23 protein-coding genes are annotated in these 23946 nt (G+C 43.5%); 6 read left to right on the plus strand and 17 right to left on the minus strand.

What is annotated here, in order from left to right:
• Positions 1-12: 12 nt before the first annotated feature.
• Together R7P36_RS07540 and R7P36_RS07545 are read left to right on the plus strand one after the other, a co-directional pair.
• On the plus strand, positions 13-1329 hold the full coding sequence (locus R7P36_RS07540; RefSeq protein WP_005385877.1) for an NAD(P)/FAD-dependent oxidoreductase: 1317 nt from the start codon (positions 13-15) through the stop codon (positions 1327-1329).
• A complete protein-coding gene (locus tag R7P36_RS07545) occupies positions 1326-1676 on the plus strand; it encodes an ethanolamine utilization protein EutQ (RefSeq protein WP_213899120.1) in 351 nt (116 codons plus the stop codon). The genes R7P36_RS07540 and R7P36_RS07545 overlap by 4 nt, the downstream gene beginning before the upstream one ends.
• A 226-nt stretch (positions 1677-1902) precedes the next feature.
• On the opposite strand, the gene azu is transcribed toward R7P36_RS07545, so the two are convergent.
• The 4 genes from azu to norR form a co-directional block, all read right to left on the minus strand.
• Positions 1903-2355: an azurin gene (gene azu / locus R7P36_RS07550; protein WP_005375211.1), complete on the minus strand. Its 453-nt coding sequence runs from the start codon at positions 2353-2355 to the stop codon at positions 1903-1905.
• A 335-nt stretch (positions 2356-2690) separates the two neighbouring features.
• Entirely contained in the window at positions 2691-3341 is a 651-nt protein-coding gene (locus tag R7P36_RS07555) for an HAD family hydrolase (protein WP_064369655.1), read from the minus strand.
• 275 nt (positions 3342-3616) lie between these two features.
• Positions 3617-4135: a hypothetical protein gene (locus tag R7P36_RS07560; protein WP_005375218.1), complete on the minus strand. Its 519-nt coding sequence runs from the start codon at positions 4133-4135 to the stop codon at positions 3617-3619.
• Between the two features lie 399 nt (positions 4136-4534).
• Positions 4535-6067: a nitric oxide reductase transcriptional regulator NorR gene (gene norR, locus R7P36_RS07565; protein ID WP_213899121.1), complete on the minus strand. Its 1533-nt coding sequence runs from the start codon at positions 6065-6067 to the stop codon at positions 4535-4537.
• A gap of 190 nt (positions 6068-6257) precedes the next feature.
• Here norR and norV point away from each other — a divergent pair, with 190 nt between their 5' ends.
• The 4 genes from norV (at position 6258) to R7P36_RS07585 (ending at position 10363) form a co-directional block, all read left to right on the plus strand.
• The gene (gene norV / locus R7P36_RS07570; protein ID WP_025768528.1) at positions 6258-7760 is read left to right on the plus strand and encodes an anaerobic nitric oxide reductase flavorubredoxin; all 1503 of its coding nucleotides are present in this window, start codon (positions 6258-6260) and stop codon (positions 7758-7760) included.
• 10 nt (positions 7761-7770) lie between these two features.
• Complete coding sequence (norW, locus tag R7P36_RS07575) at positions 7771-8919, plus strand: NADH:flavorubredoxin reductase NorW (protein WP_213899122.1); 1149 nt, start codon at positions 7771-7773, stop codon at positions 8917-8919.
• A 42-nt stretch (positions 8920-8961) separates the two neighbouring features.
• Positions 8962-9300, plus strand: coding sequence for a DUF1971 domain-containing protein (locus R7P36_RS07580; protein ID WP_017635297.1), 339 nt, complete (start codon positions 8962-8964; stop codon positions 9298-9300).
• Between the two features lie 184 nt (positions 9301-9484).
• Entirely contained in the window at positions 9485-10363 is an 879-nt protein-coding gene (locus R7P36_RS07585; protein WP_213899123.1) for an NAD(P)-dependent oxidoreductase, read from the plus strand.
• A gap of 194 nt (positions 10364-10557) precedes the next feature.
• Here the strand turns inward: R7P36_RS07585 and R7P36_RS07590 are convergent, their stop codons facing one another.
• From R7P36_RS07590 to R7P36_RS07650, 13 genes are all read right to left on the minus strand, one after another.
• Positions 10558-11997, minus strand: a complete 1440-nt coding sequence (locus R7P36_RS07590; protein WP_017821260.1) for a catalase — start codon at positions 11995-11997, stop codon at positions 10558-10560.
• Between the two features lie 291 nt (positions 11998-12288).
• On the minus strand, positions 12289-12906 hold the full coding sequence (locus R7P36_RS07595) for a glutathione S-transferase family protein (RefSeq protein ID WP_005375238.1): 618 nt from the start codon (positions 12904-12906) through the stop codon (positions 12289-12291).
• 14 nt (positions 12907-12920) lie between these two features.
• Positions 12921-13955 carry an NADP-dependent oxidoreductase gene (locus R7P36_RS07600; RefSeq protein WP_115386773.1) on the minus strand — a complete coding sequence of 345 codons (1035 nt, stop codon included), beginning with the start codon at positions 13953-13955 and terminating at the stop codon, positions 12921-12923.
• 151 nt (positions 13956-14106) lie between these two features.
• Positions 14107-14706 (minus strand): TetR/AcrR family transcriptional regulator, encoded by a 600-nt coding sequence (locus R7P36_RS07605; protein WP_213899124.1) that lies wholly within the window; start codon positions 14704-14706, stop codon positions 14107-14109.
• Positions 14707-14756: 50 nt separating this feature from the next.
• Positions 14757-15077 (minus strand): N(4)-acetylcytidine aminohydrolase, encoded by a 321-nt coding sequence (yqfB, locus tag R7P36_RS07610; RefSeq protein WP_005385855.1) that lies wholly within the window; start codon positions 15075-15077, stop codon positions 14757-14759.
• Between the two features lie 67 nt (positions 15078-15144).
• The gene (locus R7P36_RS07615; RefSeq protein WP_031781000.1) at positions 15145-15540 is read right to left on the minus strand and encodes a VanZ family protein; all 396 of its coding nucleotides are present in this window, start codon (positions 15538-15540) and stop codon (positions 15145-15147) included.
• 2 nt (positions 15541-15542) lie between these two features.
• Entirely contained in the window at positions 15543-16850 is a 1308-nt protein-coding gene (locus R7P36_RS07620) for an oligosaccharide flippase family protein (protein ID WP_213899125.1), read from the minus strand.
• An 8-nt stretch (positions 16851-16858) separates the two neighbouring features.
• Positions 16859-17890 (minus strand): glycosyltransferase family 4 protein, encoded by a 1032-nt coding sequence (locus R7P36_RS07625; protein ID WP_115386771.1) that lies wholly within the window; start codon positions 17888-17890, stop codon positions 16859-16861.
• Entirely contained in the window at positions 17887-18720 is an 834-nt protein-coding gene (locus tag R7P36_RS07630; RefSeq protein WP_318122089.1) for a putative capsular polysaccharide synthesis family protein, read from the minus strand. Before R7P36_RS07630 ends, R7P36_RS07625 begins: the two co-directional genes overlap by 4 nt.
• Positions 18721-18735: 15 nt before the next feature.
• A complete protein-coding gene (locus tag R7P36_RS07635; RefSeq protein ID WP_395234529.1) occupies positions 18736-19956 on the minus strand; it encodes an O-antigen ligase family protein in 1221 nt (406 codons plus the stop codon).
• Positions 19931-20977, minus strand: a complete 1047-nt coding sequence (locus tag R7P36_RS07640) for a glycosyltransferase (RefSeq protein ID WP_213899126.1) — start codon at positions 20975-20977, stop codon at positions 19931-19933. Before R7P36_RS07640 ends, R7P36_RS07635 begins: the two co-directional genes overlap by 26 nt.
• Positions 20952-21779: a putative capsular polysaccharide synthesis family protein gene (locus R7P36_RS07645; RefSeq protein WP_213899127.1), complete on the minus strand. Its 828-nt coding sequence runs from the start codon at positions 21777-21779 to the stop codon at positions 20952-20954. The genes R7P36_RS07640 and R7P36_RS07645 overlap by 26 nt, the downstream gene beginning before the upstream one ends.
• Positions 21757-23937 carry a GumC family protein gene (locus R7P36_RS07650; protein WP_213899128.1) on the minus strand — a complete coding sequence of 727 codons (2181 nt, stop codon included), beginning with the start codon at positions 23935-23937 and terminating at the stop codon, positions 21757-21759. Before R7P36_RS07650 ends, R7P36_RS07645 begins: the two co-directional genes overlap by 23 nt.
• Positions 23938-23946: the final 9 nt, after the last annotated feature.

The raw sequence follows: 23946 nt of genomic DNA on the forward strand, positions 1-23946 counted from the left end.
CGGAGAAAAAAGATGATTCATTTACCCAATGATGACGTGACGTGTGGTTGGTACCATGCGTTGCCAAGTATTCCAGAAAAATCGGCGTTAAAAGGTAAACAAAGTGCTGACTATGCCGTGTTAGGTGCCGGTTTCGCAGGCCTAGCTATGGCAAGACGTTTAGCTGAACTTATGCCTAATGCACGAATTATACTGATTGATGCGCAACGTATCGGCCAAGGGGCTTCAGGAAGAAATTCGGGCTTTGTTATCGATTTGCCTCATAAGTTTTCACTTGAGCATCCCGACCCTGAGCACAAGCAAAAGTTATTATCACTCAACCGTTCTGCGATTGCTCAGCTAAACACTTTAGTGTCGAAGCACAGTATTTCTTGTCAGTGGTCAGCAAAGGGCAAATATCAAGGAGCCGTAGGGGCGCGCGGTGAAGCATATCTCGATCACTTTGAGCACCTAATGAAAGACCTTGGCGAACCATACTTCCATGTTAATGGCAGTGAGCTGGCGAAAGTCTTGGGAACCAACTACTACAGCCGAGCAATTTACACGCCAGGTGGTTATTTAATGCAACCTGCTGCTTTGGTGCGTGGGCTAGGGGAAAGCCTTCCAGAGAACGTCGAGGTGTTAGAAAACTCGCCAATCCGCAAGCTCAGTAAAGAAAACGGTTGCTGGGTATTACATGGAGATAGTGGCTCTGTTGAAACCCCTGAACTGCTGCTTGGGACCAGCATTTTTACTCGGGAGTTTGGTTATCTTAAAAACAGATTACTTCCAGTGATGACGTTTGCAAGCTGGACGCGTCCATTAACCGACGCAGAAATGCAGCGATACGGAGGTGAGCTGAATTGGGGGTTAACTCCAGCTGATCATGCGGGAACGACGTTACGTATGACCGCCGATCGACGTATTTTGATCCGCAATACTTACAAACACGTGCCGAAATATGGCTCAAGCATGAACGATAAAGTCAGAGAACAAATTCGCGACGATCATCGTCAGGTCTTTCTGGCGCGTTATCCCGAGCTGGCCGACGTACCATTTACTCACACATGGGGTGGGGTGTATGCCATCTCTCGTAACTTTACTAACTTTTTCGGTCAATTAGATGAAGGTGTTTATGCCAGCGCTTGTGACAATGGTGTTGGTGCTGCGTGGGGAACCATTTCTGGAACACTGTTAGCTGACTATGTCGTTGGTGCGACATCTAAATCATTGGATGACATACAGCAAGTGACAGGAATGCCTTGTTTGAATCCGCCAGAGCCTTTTTTAGGTTTGGGAGTAAAAACGCGTATCCAATTAGCAAAATGGCAAAGCCGGAGTGAATTATGAAGCAAGTCAAACTTGTTGATAGTAAAAGTCTAGATTTTAATGTTCGTGGTGATACGCCGGGAATGGCGTACGTAGCCCGAGCGTTAAGCCCGGAAATTTCACCAAACATTGGCGTAGGCTTTGCTAAATGGGAAGGCGCTCAAGTGGCTTGGACGGTGCTTTATGATGAAGTTATTTTCGTGATTGAAGGCTGTTTCGAGCTGACCGCAAATGGTGAAAAACATTTTGTGCACCCAGGTCAGATGCTGTGGATACCGGAAGGAACTGAATTGGTTTATGGTGGGCATGCTCTGTTCGGCTATGTGGTTCATCCAGGAAACTGGAAAGAGTTACATGGTATTGAATGACTTTTATCATTTAGTAGTGTCTCGGAAAGGCAAAACAAAAAACCGATTTTTACCCATGAGTTTTCGTAAAAGAACTTAATCTCAATGGAGCAAGGGTTTCTTACTTGCTATGTTTCTTGGTCACGTTTCCAGACGTGTTAGACCTTTCTCAATTGCTATTTTATCTATCAAAAAGGGAAGCCTTGGCTTCCCTATAATGAGTCTTCTTTTGGCTTGGCTAAATCTTTTATTTTAGCTCAAATTTACCCTGCATGATTGCCCAGTGACCCGGGAACGAACAGAAGAATGAATAGTCACCGCCGGCTTTCATTTTCTCAGTACTGAACGTAATGCTGGTGCTTTCACCGCCACCAATTACTTTTGTGTGAGCGTAGACGCGATCATCATTTGGTTTTACGTAGTTATTTTCTGCTCCAGCTGCCATGCCATCAGTACCGACTGCTTGTAGGTTGGCTGTGTCAGAGATGACCACGTTGTGACCCATCGATTGCGCTGGCATCTTACCTGTGTGATTCAGTGTCAGTTTTACCTCTTTACAAGTGGCTGGTACGCTCAATGTTTTAGTAGAAAACTGCATCATATCGTTAGCATCTAATGACACTTCACACTCGGCACTGGCTTGGGCACCAAAGCTCATTCCGACTAATGCGAAGGTTGTTGCTAATAAACGTAAAGACATATAACACTCTCCATTTTGTATTTTAGGCTGACTTGGATTGATCTTATCCAATAGTTCTCATTATCAGCCAATTTTCACTCCAAAAACGTGCTTCAATCGGTATATTGACGTTTTGTTGCAAGCTTGTACTGGTCAGTTCCGCTATTTGATCACTCAAATGCCTTATTTCATGCGATTGCGTGAGTTAAATCAAAAGTCGTGATTAGCCAGAGTTAAGGTGAAATTAATCTCGCTAAACGGGTGGAAGAATCGTTTGGTTTTAAGGTATTGGAGAGGTTTCGAGAAAGAAGCTCAGCTAAATTGCTGAGCTTCTATAGAACAGACGACAAGTAAACCTAGCGAGTTTGTTTTAACGCATGCAACACATCATGCAGTGAAGGTGCGACAGTATGGCCTAATTGCTTTATTTCGTCACAAGGCTCAACCAAATCAGGGATTTGATAAGTGATCATGTTCGCTGCTACAGCAGCACGCACGCCATTATTTGAATCTTCAAAGGCGAGACATTTGGTTGGATCTACGCTTAGACGACTTGCTGCAAGCAGGTAGATCTCTGGATCAGGTTTGCCGTGTGACACTTCACAGCCCGTCGTTAAGTTGTCGAAATACTTGCTTAGGCCCGCTAACTCCAACTTCTTCTGTGCCACTTCTTTTGCTGTAGAAGTGGCGACTGCAATTGGCAACCCTTGGCTTTTCAACCACTCAAGCAGCTCAATCACCCCTTCTTTTACTGGTATCGCTTGGTGCTTAACCACAGCGTCGTAACGGTCGCGCCACTCTTCGTGTAAGCGGTCAAGATCATCCCCATAAGCTTTACGAAAAATCACTTCAATGCCCGCTGCATTGCGACCAATGATTGAAAGGTAAACATCTTTATAGAAGGGTAGGTTCTGGGCTTCACATGCTTTTTGGAAAATATGCATACAGACGCGCTCAGTATCAAGGAGCAAACCATCCATATCAAAAATAGCAGCTTGGTAGTTCATTACATTAAGACTTTTTGGTTGGGATGGCGCATTTTGACACAAGCAGATCGGTTTTTCTTCTAAAAATTAGAACTTGATTTTGATCCTATGAGTTCACATTGCCTCTGAACACACTATACACAGAGTCTATAAATTAGGTGTGAAATATAATATTTTTAAAATTATAAAAATTCAGTTAAATAGATAAAACTCTATCTTAATATAAGCTAGAGTTTTATTAATATTTAATATTCTATTGTTATTTTAACTATTGGATAATTTATTAATAGTTAAAATTAATAATAAAATAATACCAAGTCACGATTGTTTACGACTGCATGAGTGTACCAGCTCTTGACTTCAGATATTTGTTGCTCTGATAAGCCTCCGAAGTCAACGTTATCTTGGTGAATATCTTGATTTTTTATCATAAAAACAACAGGGAAATCGTCAGGGAATGGGAATTTTATAGGATAATCGGTATTAGTGAATGGAATATCGCAGAAATCGTTTACATCGCAAGGATACCAAGAGTTATTGGATAAGTAATAACCAGTTATCTTACATATAGCTTCAAGCAAGTAAGCATAGGCGTAACCCAAGTGACTGTATTTTATCTCTTCAGACAACATTTGCATAAGAAGCTCTTCAGCTCGGATGCTTTCGCCACTACTTTCCAGCATTTCATTAATCACCTTAAAGGAGTCTTGACACCTTTCCATTATGGCTTTTTCTAGCTCTGGATTACGCTCATTCTTTAGTACGTTAAAAACCTTTTCAGTATCTAATGAATATACTGTCGCCCCATATCCCATATTTTATTCTCCTCACTTTTATACAGTTAAATTCATTTAAGTGTTTTTTATCGAAGGGATTATATTTTGATGTTTTTTGAAGGTAAAGTGTATATATAGAGGTTGTATTTATTATGATGAACTTTGAAAGTTTAGATTCTTAAAATAAATACTATATATTTAATTTTATTAGATCTAGCTCATAAAAATACCTTAACTATTATTGTGTTTATTGTTAAGGGTCATTAAATCTGTGAGGTGGTTCAAGACAATAAAATTTAGAAGAAAATACCGTCAAACTTAGGTAGCTATTCTATCTGAGCACTCAGCCCACTACTTATGGTGGGCTGAGTGCGCGGTTGGGCATCAGGCACATTATTTGGCGATGAATATGCCATATTAGGTGATATTCGTTAGTGTCTATTTTATCCCTAGGCGTTTTGCTAAGCGGTGTAAATTACCGTTATCTAATTCAAGCTGACGTGCAGTTGCTGCCCAGTTACCTTGGTTCTCTTCCAGAGCTCGAACAATCATCGCTTTTTGGAAGGCATCTGTGGCAGGCTTTAATCCACCTTCTGGTAGCTCACGCCGAGAGTTTTGCTCCGTTTCTTCAACATTCTTGATGTTCTGATTCGGCGTTCGAATATCAAAATCTTGCTCAACCAACTCAATGTCTATGGCGTGAGTACGTGCTTTTGCCAAAACACCAGCACGTTTAATGACATGTTCAAGCTCTCGCACGTTGCCTGGCCATGAATAGTCTTTGAGTGCCTGCACCAAAGTGGGAGACAAACGAATGCTGTTCAATCCCAATTTGCTTCTTAAGCGTTCGGCGAAAAAGCCCGCTAACAACACCACATCGTCTTCACGTTCACGAAGAGGTGGAACATGAAGCGGGAAGACGCTTAGGCGGTGATATAAGTCGGCTCGGAAGCGACCAGCAGTCACTTCTTCATGCAATATACGGTTAGTTGCGGCGACAATGCGTGTGTTGACTCGAATATGGCGGTCATCACCCACACGTTGAATGTCTCCATATTGTAGAGCTCGAAGTAACTTGGCTTGCAGCTCTAACGACAGTTCGCCGACTTCATCCAAAAACAGTGTGCCGCCATCGGCTTGTTCGAACTTACCTTTACGATTGCTGATCGCGCCCGTAAATGCGCCTTTGATATGTCCGAACAACTCGCTTTCCGCGACTGATTCGGGCAGCGCTGCACAGTTGAGGTAAACCAAAGTATTGTTCGAGCGGCTAGAGCGATGGTGAATAGCGCTGGCAACCAACTCTTTACCTACGCCCGTTTCTCCCATCACTAGCACAGACAATTCAGTATCGGCGACTGCATCAATCTGCTCTTGAAGATTCTTCATCCCCTTAGAGTTGCCAATGATTTCATTACTTAAGGTGCGTTTCTCGGCGTAAGAGTCGCGTGGCAGGCTCGCTTGTGTCTCGAGCTGTTCTAGTAGGAGTGCAGTGTGCAAGCCACCTGCTGCCAATGCGCTGACAAAACGTAACTCTTGGTTGCGTAGCCCATCAAATTGGTTGGGGTCGAAGGCGTCAATCGTAATGGCACCAATCAGTTGATCGTCGATCAGCAGAGGTAAACCAATGCAGGAATGGACATGCAGTTTGTCATCGTGGTTTGGAATCAAGCCGTCGTATGGATCAGGTAAGTCGCTGTCGGAGGGAAAGCGCACGATGTCGCCTGCTCGGGCAATGGCTTCTAACCTTGGGTGCTGCTCAATGGAGAAACGGCGTCCAAGGACTTCTTTCGCCAATCCATTAATCGCTAAAGGTTTAAAGTGCTGGTCTTCATACAAAAGAAGGGCAGAAGAGTCACACTTCAATACATCTCGAATCGTGGTTAATAACGTATCGAAGCGAGCCTGTTGAGTGAGCGCCGAGTTAAGGTCTTGCGTGATGTGTAGCCATTGCGCGATTAAAGAAGTCATAGCCAATACCGATTGTGTCAATATGACTATTGTAGTGTCTTAATGACAATTTTCAACTGTGTCTAAATGACACTTGTTAAAGTTGTTTTTTGATTAAAGTATTGAAATGTATAGTAATTAAAAGTTGGCACGCCCGGTGCAATACAAGAAGAAATTATTTTTGTTTATCCCGTCATTCAAGGTAGTAATTATGACAATTCACGTAAAAAACAACATTCACTGGGTAGGTCAACGCGATTGGGAAGTTCAAGACTTCCACGGTACAGAATACAAAATGACAAAAGGTACCAGCTACAACAGTTATCTAATTCGTGAAGAGAAAACCGTATTGATTGATACGGTCGATCACCGATTCAGTCAACAATTCATCCAAAATTTAGAAATGGAAATCGACCTTAAGTCTATCGACTTTATCGTGGTAAACCATGCAGAAGAAGATCACTCAGGTGCATTGTCGGCATTAATGGAGAAGATTCCGAACACGCCAATTTACTGTACAGAAGCGGCGATTGATTCAATTGTGGGTCATCATCACCATCCTGAGTGGAACTTCAAAACCGTAAAAACGGGCGACAGCATTGATATTGGTAATGGTAAGCAATTGGTCTTCGTGGAAGCGCCGATGCTGCATTGGCCAGACAGCATGATGACTTACCTAACTGGCGATGCAGTGTTATTCAGCAATGACGCATTTGGTCAGCACTACTGCGATGAACGCTTATTCAATGATGAAGTGGATCAAAATGAGTTGATGGAACAGTGTTTGCGTTACTACTCAAACATCCTAACGCCATTCAGCAGCTTGGTAACCGCAAAAATCAAAGAAGTGCTGAGCTTTAATTTGCCTGTCGACATGATCGCAACGTCACACGGTATTGTATGGCGCGATAATCCAGTTCAAATCATCGAGCAATACTTAGCATGGGCAGACAATTATCAAGAAGATCGCATTACGATTTTCTACGATTCTATGTCAAACAACACCCGAATGATGGCCGATGCAATCGCGCAAGGCATTCACGATGTCGACCCTGGCGTGGCGGTCAAAGTCTTTAATGTCTCTAAGCATGATAAGAATGAAATTCTCGCCAACGTATTCCGCTCAAAAGGCATCTTGGTTGGTTCGTCTACCATGAATAACGTCATGATGCCGAAGATCGCAGGCATGCTAGAAGAAATTACCGGTCTGCGCTTCAAAGCGAAGAAAGCCGCTGCGTTTGGTAGCTACGGTTGGAACGGTGGTGCGGTAGATCGTATCCATGCTCGATTGACCGACGCAGGCTTTGAAACCGCAGTGAGCTTGAAAACCAAATGGCGACCAGATGGTAAAGCGATGCGTGAGTGCCGTGAGCATGGTCAGAACATCGCGAAATTGTGGGCAAAGCATGACCTGACAAGTCCTGTTATTTCTCCGGCGATTGTGGCGTCTGCACCACAAGTTCAATCACAACCCGCTGCGGCAGCGACAACACAGGCGGTAGTAGATGCTGCTCCTAGCAACCCTAGTGCCGAGGCGCATCCTGCAGATTGTCAATGCATGGTTTGTACGGTTTGCAATTGGGTGTACGACCCAGCTAAAGGTGAGCCTAATCAAGGCGTTGAACCGGGTACGGCATGGTCTGAAGTGCCAGATTACTTCTTGTGCCCAGAATGTCACTTGGGTAAAGACGTCTTTGTCGAATACAACGGGTAAGGGGGCGAATATGCAAGCACCTATTGTGATTATTGGTAGCGGCTTTGCGGCTTACCAATTGGTGAAAACAGTGCGTCGAATGGACGCACATATTCCGCTGCAAGTGTTTACTGCTGATGATGGCGCGGAATACAACAAGCCTGATTTGAGTCATGTATTCAGCAACAAGCAAACCGCCCAAGACTTAGTGGTTAAAAGTGGTGAGGCGTTCGCACAGGAACACAACATCGAACTGTTCGCCTATACAATGATTGAGCATGTCGACGTGCAAGCTCAGCAAGTGGTCGCCAACGGCCAAACCTATACTTACTCCAAACTGGTGTTTGCGACAGGCGCGAAAGCCTTTGTGCCGCCAATATCTGGTGATGCTGCACCTGAGGTGATAACGTTGAACTCGCTACAAGAATATCAATTAGCGGAAGAGCAAATCAGTCGTGCGAAACGAATTCTAGTAATGGGTGGTGGTTTGATCGGCGTTGAGATCGCCATGGATCTCGCAACCAGTGGTAAAGCCGTTACGGTGGTTGAGCCAAATCCCCGTTTGCTCGCTAACTTGATTCCTGAATTCGTCGCATTGCCGCTGGAGAACCAACTTAAGCAGCAAGGTATTCAACTTGCCTTGGAGACTGGAGTTGCTGCGATTAATCACTCAAATGATTCGCTGGTGGCAAGCTTGAGCCAAGGTAAAGCAATTGAAGCTGATGTAGTGATTTCAGCGGCGGGTTTACGTGCTAACACTTGGTTAGCGAAGGCTTGTGGGTTGAGTGTCAATAAAGGCATTGAGGTGAATGCCCGATTACAGACATCAGCAGCCAATGTGTTCGCATTAGGCGATTGTGCTGAAATCCAAGGTCGAATGATGCCTTATCTCCAACCGATCGTGCTAAGTGCCAATGCTTTGGGCAAACAGCTACTAGGGCAAGAAGCAGAGCTGAAACTACCGCCTATGATGGTAAAGGTGAAAACGCCGAGCTACCCAATTCAATTGGCAGGCGATTTTAGTTCGGTGACGAACTGGAGCGTGCAGATTTCTCAAACTGGCATTGCCGCGAAAGCAGAAGATGAAAATAGCCGACTCATGGGCTTCGTCGTGACGGGAGAACAAGTTACGCAAGCATTTCCATTACTTCGAGAGTTGTCTCAAGCCGGTCAGGTTTAACCGATTTAAACGAAAAGAATTGTAATTAGAGAGGGTATTATTATGTCGCATCTACGAATTCCTAAAGACTGGACTGTTCAACGTTCAACGCCTTTCTTCACTAAAGACAATGTGCCACCAGCGCTGCTGACTCATCACAATACTGCTGAGGGAGTGTTTGGACAGCTGTGCGTCATGGAAGGGCAAGTGACTTACTACGGCTTTGCTGATGAACACGCAACAGAAGCAGAAGTAGTGGTGGTGATTAATGCAGGCCAGTTTGCTACCAGCCCACCGCAGTACTGGCACCGTATTGAGATGAGCGATGATGCTCAGTTCAACATCAATTTCTGGTCGAATAAGGACAAGAGTGGGCAAGCGATGTTCCATGCTAAGCAGTAGTAAACCTTTTTAAGTGCTTTGACTGTTATGCTAATCGTCAAGTAAAGGGGTGTAGAAGGCGCAATAAACGAACTGAAATACTGGATCATCGAGACCGTGGAAAGAGAAATCACGAGTAATGATTTCAATTCTTTAGTAGCATGTTACGAAACATTTCAGTCAGGTGAACTAAGGGAAGCGTGCAATGGAAAAACAACGAGTAGCATTTATTGGTCTGGGTGTGATGGGGTACCCAATGGCTGGTTACCTAAGTAAAGCGGGCTTTGAAACCAAAGTATACAACCGCACAAAAGCGAAAGCCGATAAGTGGGCTGAAGAATACCAAGGTGTGGCTTGTGAAACACCACGTGAAGCCGCAGAAGGCTGTGACATTGTTTTTACCTGTGTGGGTAATGATGGTGACGTTCGTAGCGTTGTTTACGGTGAAGAAGGCATTCTGGTTGGTTTGAAAGCGGATGCAGTGTTAGTGGATCACACGACGACTTCTGCAGACCTAGCGGTTGAGCTGGCTGAAGCGTGTGCTAAGTATGGTAATCACTTCATTGATGCGCCAGTTTCTGGTGGTCAAGCGGGCGCAGAAAATGGTGTTCTAACCATCATGTGTGGTGGTGAACAAAGCATTTTTGACTGTGTGTCTCCGGCGATGGATGTGTACGCGAAGCAGATGACGCTACTGGGTAAAAACGGTCAGGGTCAACGCTGTAAGATGGTAAACCAAATCTGTATTGGAGGCGTTTTACAAGGCCTGAGTGAAGCTTTGCTGCTGGCACAAAAATCAGGCTTGGACATCGCTCAAGTTGTAGAAACGCTTAAGCATGGCGCTGCAGGTTCTTGGCAGATGGAAAACCGCGCAAATACGATGGCTGAAGACAAGTTCGATTTTGGCTTCGCTATTGATTGGATGCGCAAAGACTTAGGTTTCTGTCTGCAAGAAGCTGAGCGAGTGGGTCTAGAACTTCCACTGACTAAGAAAGTGGATGAGCAATACGCAGACCTTCAACGTGATGGTTTAGGTCGCATGGATACATCAGTACTGATCAAAGCGGTCGCTAAAAATCAGTAGTTGATGAATCAGTAATAGATAAACAGTTCTTTGGTATCAAAGAGCTTAAAGAAATCTAAGTTAATCATAATGAACCTCCTTGAGCATGGTTTATGACTTGTGATTAAGGATTAGTGATTTGAAATCAGGAGGTACTGTAGAGTACCTCCTTTTTTCGTCTTTAAATCACACAGTGTAATGATTGCAGCGTTCGCTTACTTGTTTAAGCCTAGTGCAATTTCAAGACCTTTGCCGTACGCTTCGTCCGCTTGGTATGCGTGTTGAACGTGGCGCTGTTGGATGAACTCTGGCACACCGTCCATTGCGCGAGCTGTGTTATCGAACAGAGTTTGACGTTGCTCTTCGCTCATCAGACGGAATAGGTCACCCGCTTGGCTGAAGTAGTCTTCGTCTACACGATGATCGTAGTGATCAGCGTTGCCGTTGATGCGTAAAGGTGGCTCAGAGTAATCTGGTTGCTCTGCCCATTCTTGTTTGTAGTTTGGCTCGTAACCTAGTGTTGAACCAAAGTTGCCATCAACGCGCATTGCGCCATCGCGGTGGTAGCTGTGAACAGGACAACGAGGTGCGTTCACTGGGATTTGATGATGGTTCACACCTAGACGGTAACGCTGAGCATCGCCGTAAGCGAACAGACGACCTTGTAGCATCTTATCTGGAGAGAAGCCGATACCAGGTACGACCGCTGCTGGGTTGAACGCTGATTGCTCAACTTCTGCGTAGAAGTTTTCTGGGTTACGGTTCAGTTCGAACTCACCAACTGGGATCAGTGGGTAGTCTTTTTGAGACCATACTCGTGTTAGGTCGAATGGGTTGAAGTTGACTTCATCCGCTTCTAGCTCAGGCATGATCTGTACGTACATCTTCCATTTAGGGAAGTCTTGACGCTCAATCGCTTCGTAAAGGTCACGGTGATGGCTTTCGCGGTCTTTACCTACGATTGCTTCTGCTTCTTGGTCAGTTAGGTTTTTGATGCCTTGCTGAGTTTTGAAGTGGAATTTCACCCAGTAACGCTCGTTTTCTGCGTTGATGAAGCTGAATGTGTGGCTACCAAAACCATGCATATGACGGTAAGAAGCAGGGATACCACGGTCACTCATTACGATAGTCACTTGGTGGAATGCTTCTGGTAGTGATGTCCAGAAATCCCAGTTGTTGGTAGAGCTACGCATGTTAGTGCGAGGGTCGCGTTTTACTGCGTGGTTTAGGTCTGGGAATTTTAGTGGGTCACGTAGGAAGAATACTGGTGTGTTGTTACCAACCAAGTCCCAGTTACCTTCTTCAGTGTAGAATTTTAGTGCGAAACCACGGATGTCGCGTTCTGCGTCTGCTGCACCGCGCTCACCAGCTACAGTAGTGAAGCGAGCGAATAGTTCTGTTTTTTTGCCGATGTCAGAGAAGATCTTAGCGCGAGTGTATTTTGTGATGTCGTGCGTTACTGTGAACGTACCGTAAGCACCAGAACCTTTTGCGTGCATACGACGCTCAGGGATCACTTCGCGGTCAAAGTGTGCCAATTTTTCAAGGAACCAAACGTCTTGTAATAGTTGAGGGCCACGAGGACCTGCAGTCATAACGTTTTGGTTATGTGCGACAGGGCAACCTGCTGCTGTAGTCAATTTCTTGTTTGTCATTTTTCTTCCCCCTCCAGGGCTCAATACCATAGAAACTGTAGAGGAGGTTATTACGGAAAAGCTGGAGGAGAAAACTGATATTGCTTATCAATTCAATAGATGGTGACTATGGTCGAAACTATATTAGAATCAGAAATTTACTACATTAGCTTGATTGACATAACAATCGACGTTCTCGAAAGCGATTGACTGAGGGGGAGCGCTATCCAGTTAGCGTGTCTGCGATGCCAGTAATATCGCCCCTTAAATGAAGTTTTACGTGTCATCAAAGGGGCGAAAGGGGTGAAGTAATTAAGAGTACTTCACTTCAAGTTGTTCAGCTTTTGCAAATGCTGGGTGTGTCGCGAGCTGTTTCCCATAACGTTCAATATTAGGGAAGTGATTAACTAAACCAAACTTTTGAACCAATTCGACAATGAAAGACATCATGATGTCAGCGCCAGTCAGACGCTCTTCTACTAGGTAAGTTTTGCCTTCTAAGGATTGCTCGAAGTAGCCTAGTACATTCATTGCTTCCTTGTCGGCATAGCCTGATAAAAACTGAGTTTCATTTGGCTCTTTGCTTACGAAGATTTTTAGCAGCATAGGTAAAATTGCAGAGCTTTCTGCAAAGTGCATCCATTGCAAATATTCTGTGTGTGCTTTTGTACCACGCTCAGGAGCAAAGGCTCCGTCACTGTATTTCTCAATCAAATATTCGGTCATTGCACCTGACTCAATGATAATCTCGCCGTTATCTTCAAGAACAGGTGACTTTCCTAATGGGTGAACACTTTTTAGTTCTGGCGGTGCCATGAAGGTCACGGAATCACGGACATAGGGTACAATCTCGTAATTTACATCTAGCTCTTCAAGTAACCAAATGATGCGCTTTGAACGAGACTGATTGAGGTGGTGAAGTTTAATCATTTACATATCCCTTTTTATAATGGGTCGTTAATCTGTACTACAAGCTTGCCGAAATTCTTACCTTCCAACAGACCGATGAATGCTTCTGGCGCATTATCCAGTCCTTGTACTAGATGTTCGCGGTACTGGATCTTTCCTTCTGCCAACCATTGATTAATATCTTGCGCAAATTCACCGTAACGATGTCCGTAATCATCAAAAATGATGAAGCCTTGCACCTTGATTCGTTTGGTCAGGAGCTTACCCATTAGTAATGGAAGATGGTCGGTACCTTCAGGCAGCTCTGTCGCGTTGTACTGAGAAATCAAACCACAAAGTGGGATACGCGCATTTGTATTCAGAAGTGGCATTACAGCCTCGAATACTTTGCCACCTACGTTTTCGAAGTAAACATCGATACCTTTGTCACAGGCATTTTTCAGTTGTTCTGCAAAGTCTTCAGCTTTGTGATCAATACACTCATCGAAACCAAGCACCTCTTTAGCGTAACGGCACTTTTCTTCTCCGCCTGCTATACCAACAACTCGGCAACCTTTGATTTTACCAATTTGACCAACTGTTGCGCCTACAGGCCCCGTAGCAGCTGCTACCACGATGGTTTCCCCTGGTTTTGGCTGACCAATGTCGAGTAAACCCATGTACGCGGTAAATCCTGGCATACCTGCAACGCCTAGCGCGTAAGAAGGATTTTGCGGTTCTTTACCAAGTTTAATGACCATCTCACCAGTTGAGATAGCGTAGTCTTGCCAGCCAACAGTGTAGGCAAGAACCCATTCACCTGCTTCGTAATCTGGGTGGTTTGATGCTTCTACCTGACAAACTGTACCACCGACCATTACGTCATCAATTGCAACAGGGTCAGCGTATGATTCGGCATCACTCATGCGACCACGCATGTATGGATCTAGAGATAAATAAACCGTTCTCAATAGCATTTCACCCTCTTTCGGAGTCGGTTTCGTTACCTCTTCTAAACGAAAGTTTTCTTGTGTCGGTGCACCATGGGGACGTGACGCGAGTACTATTCTGCGATTTGTTGCGTTAGTCATATCTATCTCACTTTTTGATTAGACCGGTCGTCTAGTATTTATTTCAAAATATCCCGCTTATTTAAAGCGGGAAGGTTTACTGTGTTAACACTGACGCTTTTTCTGACAGTGAAACGTGTGTAGGGTGTTCATTCTGCTTCCACGCCGCCTGTTATGGACAAGTGCGCGTATTCTGCAGTAAGTGTTGAGTATAGGTCAGACTTTGCGTCAATGCTGCCTGATCTTGATAAAGTTTGTTCAGCAAGCTAGCGCCATTCCAAAGGTAGTATATCTGCCTTGCTAATAACGCACTGTCACCATTGGGGATTGAGCCATCTTGAATGCCGATGTCAATGCAATCCGCTATCGCTTGAATGGTTTTGTCTGCTCCTTGGCGTAATGCCAAGCGCATTGACTCTGAGAGATCGGAGACTTCTGCACTTAACTTAACCAATAAACATTTGTTCGCATTACACACGTCGTCTTCTACTTTGACCATTTCTTCGAAATAGCTCATTAGGCGTTGGTAGCCACTCAGTTCAGTATTGGTAAAGCGTGCGTTTAAACGCTCAAAATACTTAGTAAAGTAGTCTTGAATCATCGCTTCACCAAATTGTTCTTTGGATTTGAAGTAATGATAAAACGAGCCTTTTGGCACTGCGGCCTTTTTTAATAGCTCTGAAAGACCAACACTCGTGAACCCTCGGTTTACGATTAACTCGTATCCGACGTCGAGAATATGTTGGCGTGTGTCATTCGTCTTTGTGTTCATGAAGTGTACTATAGAATGAATTAGACCAGTCGTCTAGCCTTTGTTGTGGGTTATTTAATCAGCTCATACTCAATAACAAATAGCGTGTCGGTATTTGGGTAGATTTCTCGAATTAACTGCTTAAGTTTTGGTAGTTCGATGGCTTCTTGTTCTGCATGAAACTCATTAATATCTTCAAAGTGAAGTGGTTCTACAGAACGTATCTTGATATCGCAGACTTTACGATCCGTTTCTAAGGTAAAAACTTCGACTTCTGTATTGGGAACGTAATGGCTTTCTGATTCATCTCGAATCGTTATCGTCTTTTTGCCTGACGTGATCAACGGAGTTAAGAATTCAAAAAAAGTAATCTTGGTTGGATGAGATGGCATGATGTACTCGTTAGTCTGGTTGTTTGGCGTAATTATATACCCAAATCCCTCAGAGATTCCTGTATTACTAGAACGATCGAGCGCGGATGAAGCGAATTAACTTGGCACTAAAGTAACCTGAGATAACACCTATCCAGTTGGTGCTGAGATCATCAAAACTAAATGATCGATTTGGAATAAAAAGTTGGCTTATTTCTTCCATTGAAACGATAGCCAACAGCAGTAGCAAAAGACGAATCCCAAAAATGTCGGTTTTATTCGAGCTCACCAGAGAAGGGAACGTGAAAACCGATAAAAAGCCGATCAATAAACTGAAAGTAAAGTGAAGCGTACTCGATCCGCCTAAGTAGGTTTCCATTTGCAGGTAAGCAGTATGGTGTAGGTCAGAGCTTTTCCACAAAGAGAGTGAAGCGGTTAGCATCAGGACTAAAACAAAACTCGTGCGTGCCAGTATTAAAGCCATAATTAACCTATTGGAAAGAAGCCTAAGTAACGTTTTACAAAGTACAGTGCAGCTAAATTCTGGATAGCCATGCCAATTGCCATTGCCCACGCTGCACCAATCACACCAAACATTTGACAAAGCGTAACAAGTAGGCAGATGGACACCGTACCGGAGGAAATTGTAATGTATTTCATGGTTCTCTCATGACCACTCATTAATAATAAAAAACCTACTGAACCAGTCGCAACATTGACTAACTGCCCCAGAGAAAGGACGACTAATAGTGGTGCCGCGGCGAGAAACTCCTCACCAAAAAACTGCATTACAAACTCGGGGAAGAGGGTGCAAATAATTACGGGTACAATCGCTAAACCAACATTGGCTCGGCACGCCAAGCGGCTCAGGTTCTGCAGTTTGCGCATTTGACGCTCTTTGTAGAGAGAGGCAAACATCGGGGCGACCACAAAGTTAATGGTAATCAGCACAAAGCCAATCAGTAGTGATGTGCGTTGGGCTGCGGCTAACAAACCGATTTCCGCTGTTGAGATAAAAAAGCCCGCAATAACAAGGCTTCCCCATTGAAGAACATTCGTGAAGATACTGCCAACCCAGACTTGCTTGGCAGAAGCGGCCATTTTTTTGTTTGGTACGAAAGCCGATGTTTGATATTGATCTGAGCCAAGCCAATTGGCACTAGATATGACCGCGACGCCTATGCTCGCTAAAAGCAGTGCGGTCATTAGATTGTTGATATTTTGCTGACCGATATAGTCTAGGGCAAAGACAAAAATGACCATCAACATGCTTACCCCAAGCTGCAACGCAAACAGAGATGATACGACTTTTCTACATGCTTGAAGCACCCGACTGTTGGTTTGCGCAAGCACCAAGAAAGGTATACAAAGCAAGCATAAAGTAATCGCATACATTGGTGATTGAGTCTGGTTTAGCTGTTCTGGAAACAGATTAAACCCTGCCAACAAAACGCCTATGGCGAGCAAGCAAAATGCCATACTTCGATAAAGTGCGGTTTTATAGTTTTGGCTTTGTTCAAGCTTCTCTTTGTTATTAAAAGCGATCGCATTGTAACGAACTAACGAGACATCAAAACCTAGCTGAGAAACGATGGCGAGTAGCGAGACTAGGTTGAATAAAAAGAAGAATTGACCGGCCGTCGAAGCGTCACTGGTCTTCGATACAATCAGAGTCAGTAAAAAAGCAAATAGCGCACTCAACACACGCGTGATTGCGGTTTTTAATCCAGTAGATAACAAGCTTTTTTTACCGCTGGGCATCAACAGTAATTTTTGTTGAACAGTGTGAAACATAGGAGCATTTAACCGTATAGTTTATTGAGTGCTAGGCGCTGTTTTTCTTCACTGAAGGCATCGTTTAATTCTGCTGTATATTGGCGAAAATCGATCTCTTCATAATGATTGACACAATGCGCGATCTGCTTGGCCATTTCTTCAGGTGTGAGCGCTAAAAACGGGTAGTTGAGATCTTTGGTTGCGCCGATGGTCCGAATAACCATAGGAAGATGTAACTTGGATGCTTCTAGAATGGTTAACGGCATCCCTTCCCATGCTGCAGTGTGTAGATAAAGGTCTGAACCCTTGAGCTTTTCAACTACCTCATCGCGAGGCAGCATGCCCGTTACATCCACATTTTCAGTGCGTAATTTCTGTTCGAGTACGTGGTCACCGCCACCTATCCATGTGATCTCTATCGGGCGGTTAAGCGCATACCGATTAAGGAACTGCAATGTGCTGATAAGAAACTGAGGATCTTTTTGAGGCGCGACACGACCAAGTACAATGAGCTTCAGCGCTTCTTGCTTGTCTCGCTCTATACGATCTTCACTTTGATAAGACACGTAGTTGTTGAGCAGTTCGGCATGTTTCGCACCAATGCTAATGGCTAGGTCACACTCTCGTTGGCTACAGCCTGCAACCACATCAATTTTGCTCAGTTTTACTTTCTCTAGTGCTTTATAGATCTGGCGTGCAAGCTCTGAGATATCTTCACGTTCGAAGGCATAACAGTGCGGTGTGTAAACCAAGCGTGCCTTGCCAAGCTTTAGAAATCGGCCGAGAAATCCTGCTTTACTCGAGTGCAAATGCACGACGTCGGGACTAAGTGATGCAATCATGTGGTTTGCATCGCGAATAAATTGAAGCAAGCCGCCTTCTACCCACTTTGTCTGTACGAAAATGTGGTGGTTGTTCTCATTGGTTAAGTCGTTTTCTCGGGCTCTGGCTAGCAAGAAATGCTGGTAAGGCTCGTCTCTGGATGAGTGAACATAACTATAGAGGGCGGTTTGAACGCCACCTCCAAACGCTTCTGTAACATGGAGTACTTTCTTCATGATGATTTTGTCCCTGGTGTTTGCATCCATTTGTGTTTAAAGGCATCACGCTCTTGCTCTGAATAAACGTGGCGATACAAGGGAAGATCGTACATATAGAACAGTTTTGAGAAGTCGTAGTGATTCTTAAAGTGTTGGTGGATATTGGAGTACCACTTGTTTTTCGCTTCGTTACTGTTTTTCAGCACGAAGTCTTGCAACTCAAGAAACTCACCGATTTCTTTATCAAGAGAACTGAGCTGTTCGCATTTGATTAGCATGACGTTGGCCTGATCGTTCTGGAATGTGAAGAAAGGTTGAGTGTTGTCCAGCTCTTGGCGCATCACATCGATATTGAAATTACGCTTTAACTCGTTGTCGAACCAGTCCGCAAAAAAGTTGAGATTGATATAGTTATCAAAACAATGCTCGAGGTGCTGATACGTGACTTCCATATCTCGGTGAATTGCATCGTTCTTTTTGCCTTCGATAAATTGCAAATGGAGATCTTGAAAGAAGCGAGAAAAGACAGTTGCGATTGGATCGCGGACCAGAGTAACGATTTTAATCTGCTCGCGTTTTTGTAAGATACGTTTTCGCTGCTTGAGCACTAAGCGATAGAGTGCGCGGTTTCGGAAGTCGAAGAATTTACTCACGTCTTTTTTATTGTGATACATGTGAAATTCTTCGTGATCATCAAAGGTGTGGATGTGATAGCTCGGGATATTTTTCTCCCCTAGCGTGTGCTCAATTGATGAGGAGCCAACTTTGCCCATTTGGTAAACTAAAACAAAATTATCAGCTTGGAGTTCTCGGTTCTTTTCAAATTGTCGAGAGATTGAATACTTCATCTATCCTATCCTTGATTATTCATATTCGTGGTGATGGTTTACCGGAAAAGTATGAGCAATGGCCCTTGAGTCGTTGCTCATGCTGATCATGACGGGTAATAAGAGTATTAAAATTATGGTGGTGTTTACCGCAACGAAAAACACCATGATGAGGGCGTATATCGCAAGTAATAGGCTTTTTCTGTTTTCATTAAGACTACGGAAGCAAAAGCGAATAAAAAGAAAATAACCACCAAACAGCAGACCGATACCAAGCAATCCGTATTCAATTGCGGTATCTAACACAAAGTTGTGGGTGTAGATCGCCAGCTCATCATAGTTAAAGTAACTGATCATAAAGTTGGGTAACATTTTCGCGCCGACACCTAGCACTGGGTGTTGAAGTAAAATATCTAGCCCATTGGCAAGTAAAAGTTTTCTATGAAGATTCGATACCCAGCGGGCTTCACTTTGGTTGGCAAATAAGACGTCTTCTTGGGTTATTTCCAATGTGTCTGCTAGCGTTTCAAACCCAACGTAGAGTGTGGTTGTGACGGCAGTAAACACAATGAAGCTCAAGGCTAATAAAATCGCCCACGTGTACGTTTCGCTGAGCGATTTTCTCATTAAGTTTTTTACGAGCAGTTGGTCAAAGAAGAAAAGCAGACAAAAACCAAGTAGCGCTTTTCTTTCTTGTGACAACACCAGTAATACTAAAGCTACGAGCATCAAAAGGTGAAAAGCGCGAATTTTATCTCGATAAAGGTACAGTAGTGAGCACAGTACACCGAACCCGTATTTACTTACCCCGAGTAACTTAAACCCGCTTTGATAACCCTGAGCAAAGTGCCATAAGGCAACGAGCGTACAGATGAAAAACAACAGATACGTGAAATAAACCATTACCCGTTCGTCATCAAACACGCCATAGGCGTACATTAGGCTCAGTAGGCACAAAATCGCTAACCATTGCACAGTTTCTATAACTAGCGGCATTAAAGGGACGCGATTTAGCAGACCATTTATGAACACATACCCAGTGAACAATACGAGGAACCCCATACATGGATGCATGAGTTTTTCAGCTTTTCCTTCCAATACCACTAATGCAGTAAAACCAATAGACAAAAGGCTTGCGATGTCAGATGGGGCTAGCGCTATTCCTCCAGCACGAAACTTCATTGGAATAAAGAACAATGTTAGTAAGCACGCAGCTATTATCGGAGTTTGGTTATTTATCGGTACAAAGTTCATCATAAATTTTGTAATAGCTGTTCCTAAAGTTATTCAAAGTAAACTGGTTACAACGTTCGACAAAAAAACAGGAAGCAGCTTCATAGGAGCTTTTACTACCCACTATGTGAAGTATTTTTGTTATTAAGTCATCGGATTGACCTTGTTTAAATAAATAAGTTTTATCTCCGATTACTTCATTTAGTCCGGGGACGTCCGAGCCTAGAACTGGTAACCCTTCAGCCATAGCCTCTACAGCCGCAAGACCAAAACCTTCTACTTTTGAAGATTGCACATACAGATCGAGACTAGATAAGAATCGAGGAATGTCAGATGTGATACCATACCAATGTATACGATGATCGCAGTTCAAATCTTTTGCTTTTTTTCTAAGAACTTGTTTTTTTTCTCCGTCTCCAGCTAGATGGAGGTGGTAGTTTTCTGGTAATTTAGCTATTGCACATATTAATGTATCGTGGTCCTTATAGTGATGAAGCCTACCAACCATTCCTATGTTTATAACTCCTTTTTTTTCTAGCGCCTTATATAATTTAGGTTGTCTAGAGAATCGATGAAGATCTACACCATTGAATATTACTTCATAGCGGTCTTTGTATGCTGGTATGAATTTAACTAATGCTTCTTGAACCTTGTGAGTGATGCAAATAGTTTTGTCATTGTTCATATAAAGAAGGTGCTCCATAAACTTAAATAATGGATAGTCCCTGCGTCGATTAGTTGTGTTATGTTCTGTTTGTATTTTCCTTTTTCCAAAGGAAAATAGAGCGAGGTATATAGAAGGAAATAAATGACTATGTACCAAATCTGGCCATTGGAGTATTTTCCATTTTTCAATTAGAGACAGTGACTTCCAAACATAGCACGTCACTTCACTTTCTTTCAGTTTTTCCTCGAAATCATTGTCTGGATTAAGAATGAGAACTCGTATTTTATATTGAGGCATACGCTGGACTACTAGATCTACAAGAAAGCGCTGCGCTCCACCATTGCTAGATAAGTCATTGATTATGTGTAGTATTTTCATTTAAATACTTTTCCTTGAGTGATAGGATTTCAGAGTTTGAAAAGAAACGTTGTGCTAATTTTGATGAGAACATTTCTTCAACGTACTCGGGTGTAGGTTGAAATTGCGTTTTGAATTCTTTCATTAGTGGCGAGTACCATTTGTTGTCTGATTGATTTTCATAAACAACATCCACGGGGTAACCTAAAAAGTCTTCAACTGCGGAGTTAGCCTTCGTTAGCTTGTCACTTCGAATGACCAACAGTGAGAAGTTATTGTTATGGTATGTTTGATAGCCTACTTCGTGATTAAAAGACTCGTTAAACACATCAATCCCTGTTAGTTGTTTGATCTCGTTGTCAAACCACTGCAGCGCATATTGATGATTCATGTGCTTATCAAATGCTTCTTGGAGTAATTGCGGTCGTTCGGTACGTATTGCGCTGTCATCCTTTAGATATTTGTCCGCCATCCAAAAAGGAAGTGCTTGAAAGAACATTGAGACATTTCGTCCGATCGGTTCACGCACCAGAGAGATAATTCGAACTTTTTTCTTGCGCTTTAACATATGGCTCATCGTTATACGCTTTAGTCGTCGCTTTAACGCATTGATCTGAGGCTTATGCAATTGCGCTCTAACGGGGGATATTTGTTTTTGCGCATCGACGGTCATAAGGTCGTGCAAGTGAATCGAGTTAGGAATGGAATGCTCTAATGCACTCGAACCTACTTTGCCCATTTGATAGATCAATACCGGCTGTTCTTGGCTTTTCAACGTTTGGTACCAAGATAGGTTTACGTTAGTAGGCGTATTTCTGGACATAAAGCGTCTCTCCTTCCTTGGCCTTGGCTTGTGTGATTAAGACGCCAAGAGATGGAACTGAGTGTTGTATTTGTTTAGATAACGCAAGGTTAACCAGTGATGATTTTGTTGATTCTGAGCGAATGACGGTGATCAGACCATTGGCATACTGACCAAGAATAAGTGCGTCACTCACTGACAGTAGGGGTGGTGTATCGATAATGATCCGGTCATACTTATTTTGAAAATGTTCGAGCAACTTTTTAAAGCGATCAGAAGCCAGTAATTCCTGTGGGTTTGGCGGAATTAGGCCGGCCGGTAATACATCTAAGTTGGCTTCTTTTATATGTGTAACACAATCTTTGATTGGCGTATCCATCGTCAGGATATGCGTTAAGCCAGGGCTTGATTCAGCAATACCGAATCGCTTTGCGATGGAAGGTCGACGTAAATCGCAGTCGATGATCAACACCTTTTCCATTTTTGAAAACGACACCGCCATATTGATACTGGTCGATGTTTTTCCTTCTTCTGGAATAGCAGAGGTAAAGGGCAATATCTTTTGCTTCGTGTTGGTTAATCTGAGCAGAAGCGAGGTTCTGACGGAGCGGCAAGCTTCACTAAATAGCTTTTCTTCATCATCTAAATACGCGGTATAACTGACGCCGTTTTTACGCAAATTGCGTTTTTTGACCATAGGAATCACACCTAAACACGTAACACCAAGTTTTTCCTGCACATCGGCTGTGCTTCGGATAACTTCTCGCATCGTTTCTAAGATGATGACTAGAGCGCAAGCAATGGCAAAGCCAAAAAAGGTGGCAATCAGTACCAGTTTGATTCGTTGTGGTGCCACCGGGAATAGAGGAATGATGGCTTTATCAGTAAAGCGAGCCGTGACATTCTTGTAGTCGCTGGTGGCGTTGGTCTCTTTCTCACGATTTAAGAACGCTTCATAGAGTGCCTTATTGGATTCAACCTCGCGTTTTAACTGTTCGTAACGCGCTTTTTGTGACCCTAACGATTGGAAGTCTGACTTTTTGTTATCGAGTTCTGCTCGAAGCATGTCCTCTTGCGCTTTTGCAGCAAGAAGGTCTTGTTGCTTACTGAAGGAAATGTCACGGATGAGTTGCTGGGTTCTTGATTGAATTTCAGCAAGCTGTGCTTTCGCCTGAATCATTCGATCATGCTTAGGTCCGTAGCGCTGTGCCAGTTCAGAGAGATTTTTGGCTGCCTGTGCTTCCGACAATTTTAGATCGCGGATTTGCGCTTGATTAGCGAATTCATCAATTGACAACAAGCTGTCTAAACTTTGCGAAGATTTACGTTGTAACAGTTGGATTAACGTCTGCGCTTCAATACGCTTATTAACAGCGATATTCAGCTTGCGAGTGAGTTCTTCTAGCTCATTTGCGTAAATTTCATCAATACCGTTTATATCGATCAACCCTTCTTTTAACAAGAATTCTTGCAGCGCTTGCTCCGAGTTACGTAATCGCTCCTCCAATTTTTGAGAGTTATTTGTCAACCAAGTAGCCGCATTTTGTGTAACGACCAATTTGGCTTCAAAATTTGCGTCAATGTAGGCTTGGCCGACCGCGTTGGCGATTGTCGTCGCAAGCTTAGGATCGGTAGAGCGAAAGCGAATTCTGACTAATTGGGTGTTACGTACTGGCTCAATATCGAGTTTACTTCTGAAAGCTTGAAGTGCCTGATAATAGGACTCTGAAAACTGGGCGGTTTCTTTTGGGCTTGGTGCCACATTCAGTAGGTCTTGAACAAAAGGAATCGACTTTATTTGGTCGATTTTTTTATTTAACCCCCCTGAGCTTGTGAATTCAGGTAATTGGGTGAGGTTCAGCTCTCTAATGACCTTATCTGCAATATGATTCGATTTTAAAATGGCGATTTGCGTTTGAAAGTACTCTTTTTTTGTCGTGTCGACGCCATATACTTCCTCGATTGAAAGGGCGCTTTTTTGCTCCTCTTGGATGAGTAGCGTAGCTGTACCTTGGTATATCGATGCTTTGGAGTAGATATACCAAGTACAAGTTAATGAGAACAGAAGCGTGAATGCTGCGATGCTTAGCCAATTCTTTTTAATCGCTTTGAAGTGATGGCCAAAACGAATCAGTTCTACTTTGTTCATCTGGAGATTATTTGGATGAGTCCCGTTCATTTGATTCCC

The sequence above is a fragment of the Vibrio sp. 397 genome (assembly GCF_033339395.1).
In the GTDB taxonomy this organism is placed as follows: Bacteria; Pseudomonadota; Gammaproteobacteria; order Enterobacterales; family Vibrionaceae; genus Vibrio; species Vibrio alginolyticus.

Coding starts and splice junctions, on each gene's coding strand:
- R7P36_RS07540 (WP_005385877.1), top strand. CDS start 13: ATGATTCATTTACCCAATGATGACGTGACGTGTGGTTGGTACCATGCG.
- R7P36_RS07545 (WP_213899120.1), top strand. CDS start 1,326: ATGAAGCAAGTCAAACTTGTTGATAGTAAAAGTCTAGATTTTAATGTT.
- azu (WP_005375211.1), bottom strand. CDS start 2,355: ATGTCTTTACGTTTATTAGCAACAACCTTCGCATTAGTCGGAATGAGC.
- R7P36_RS07555 (WP_064369655.1), bottom strand. CDS start 3,341: ATGAACTACCAAGCTGCTATTTTTGATATGGATGGTTTGCTCCTTGAT.
- R7P36_RS07560 (WP_005375218.1), bottom strand. CDS start 4,135: ATGGGATATGGGGCGACAGTATATTCATTAGATACTGAAAAGGTTTTT.
- norR (WP_213899121.1), bottom strand. CDS start 6,067: ATGACTTCTTTAATCGCGCAATGGCTACACATCACGCAAGACCTTAAC.
- norV (WP_025768528.1), top strand. CDS start 6,258: ATGACAATTCACGTAAAAAACAACATTCACTGGGTAGGTCAACGCGAT.
- norW (WP_213899122.1), top strand. CDS start 7,771: ATGCAAGCACCTATTGTGATTATTGGTAGCGGCTTTGCGGCTTACCAA.
- R7P36_RS07580 (WP_017635297.1), top strand. CDS start 8,962: ATGTCGCATCTACGAATTCCTAAAGACTGGACTGTTCAACGTTCAACG.
- R7P36_RS07585 (WP_213899123.1), top strand. CDS start 9,485: ATGGAAAAACAACGAGTAGCATTTATTGGTCTGGGTGTGATGGGGTAC.
- R7P36_RS07590 (WP_017821260.1), bottom strand. CDS start 11,997: ATGACAAACAAGAAATTGACTACAGCAGCAGGTTGCCCTGTCGCACAT.
- R7P36_RS07595 (WP_005375238.1), bottom strand. CDS start 12,906: ATGATTAAACTTCACCACCTCAATCAGTCTCGTTCAAAGCGCATCATT.
- R7P36_RS07600 (WP_115386773.1), bottom strand. CDS start 13,955: ATGACTAACGCAACAAATCGCAGAATAGTACTCGCGTCACGTCCCCAT.
- R7P36_RS07605 (WP_213899124.1), bottom strand. CDS start 14,706: ATGAACACAAAGACGAATGACACACGCCAACATATTCTCGACGTCGGA.
- yqfB (WP_005385855.1), bottom strand. CDS start 15,077: ATGCCATCTCATCCAACCAAGATTACTTTTTTTGAATTCTTAACTCCG.
- R7P36_RS07615 (WP_031781000.1), bottom strand. CDS start 15,540: ATGGCTTTAATACTGGCACGCACGAGTTTTGTTTTAGTCCTGATGCTA.
- R7P36_RS07620 (WP_213899125.1), bottom strand. CDS start 16,850: ATGTTTCACACTGTTCAACAAAAATTACTGTTGATGCCCAGCGGTAAA.
- R7P36_RS07625 (WP_115386771.1), bottom strand. CDS start 17,890: ATGAAGAAAGTACTCCATGTTACAGAAGCGTTTGGAGGTGGCGTTCAA.
- R7P36_RS07630 (WP_318122089.1), bottom strand. CDS start 18,720: ATGAAGTATTCAATCTCTCGACAATTTGAAAAGAACCGAGAACTCCAA.
- R7P36_RS07635 (WP_395234529.1), bottom strand. CDS start 19,956: ATGATGAACTTTGTACCGATAAATAACCAAACTCCGATAATAGCTGCG.
- R7P36_RS07640 (WP_213899126.1), bottom strand. CDS start 20,977: ATGAAAATACTACACATAATCAATGACTTATCTAGCAATGGTGGAGCG.
- R7P36_RS07645 (WP_213899127.1), bottom strand. CDS start 21,779: ATGTCCAGAAATACGCCTACTAACGTAAACCTATCTTGGTACCAAACG.
- R7P36_RS07650 (WP_213899128.1), bottom strand. CDS start 23,937: ATGAACGGGACTCATCCAAATAATCTCCAGATGAACAAAGTAGAACTG.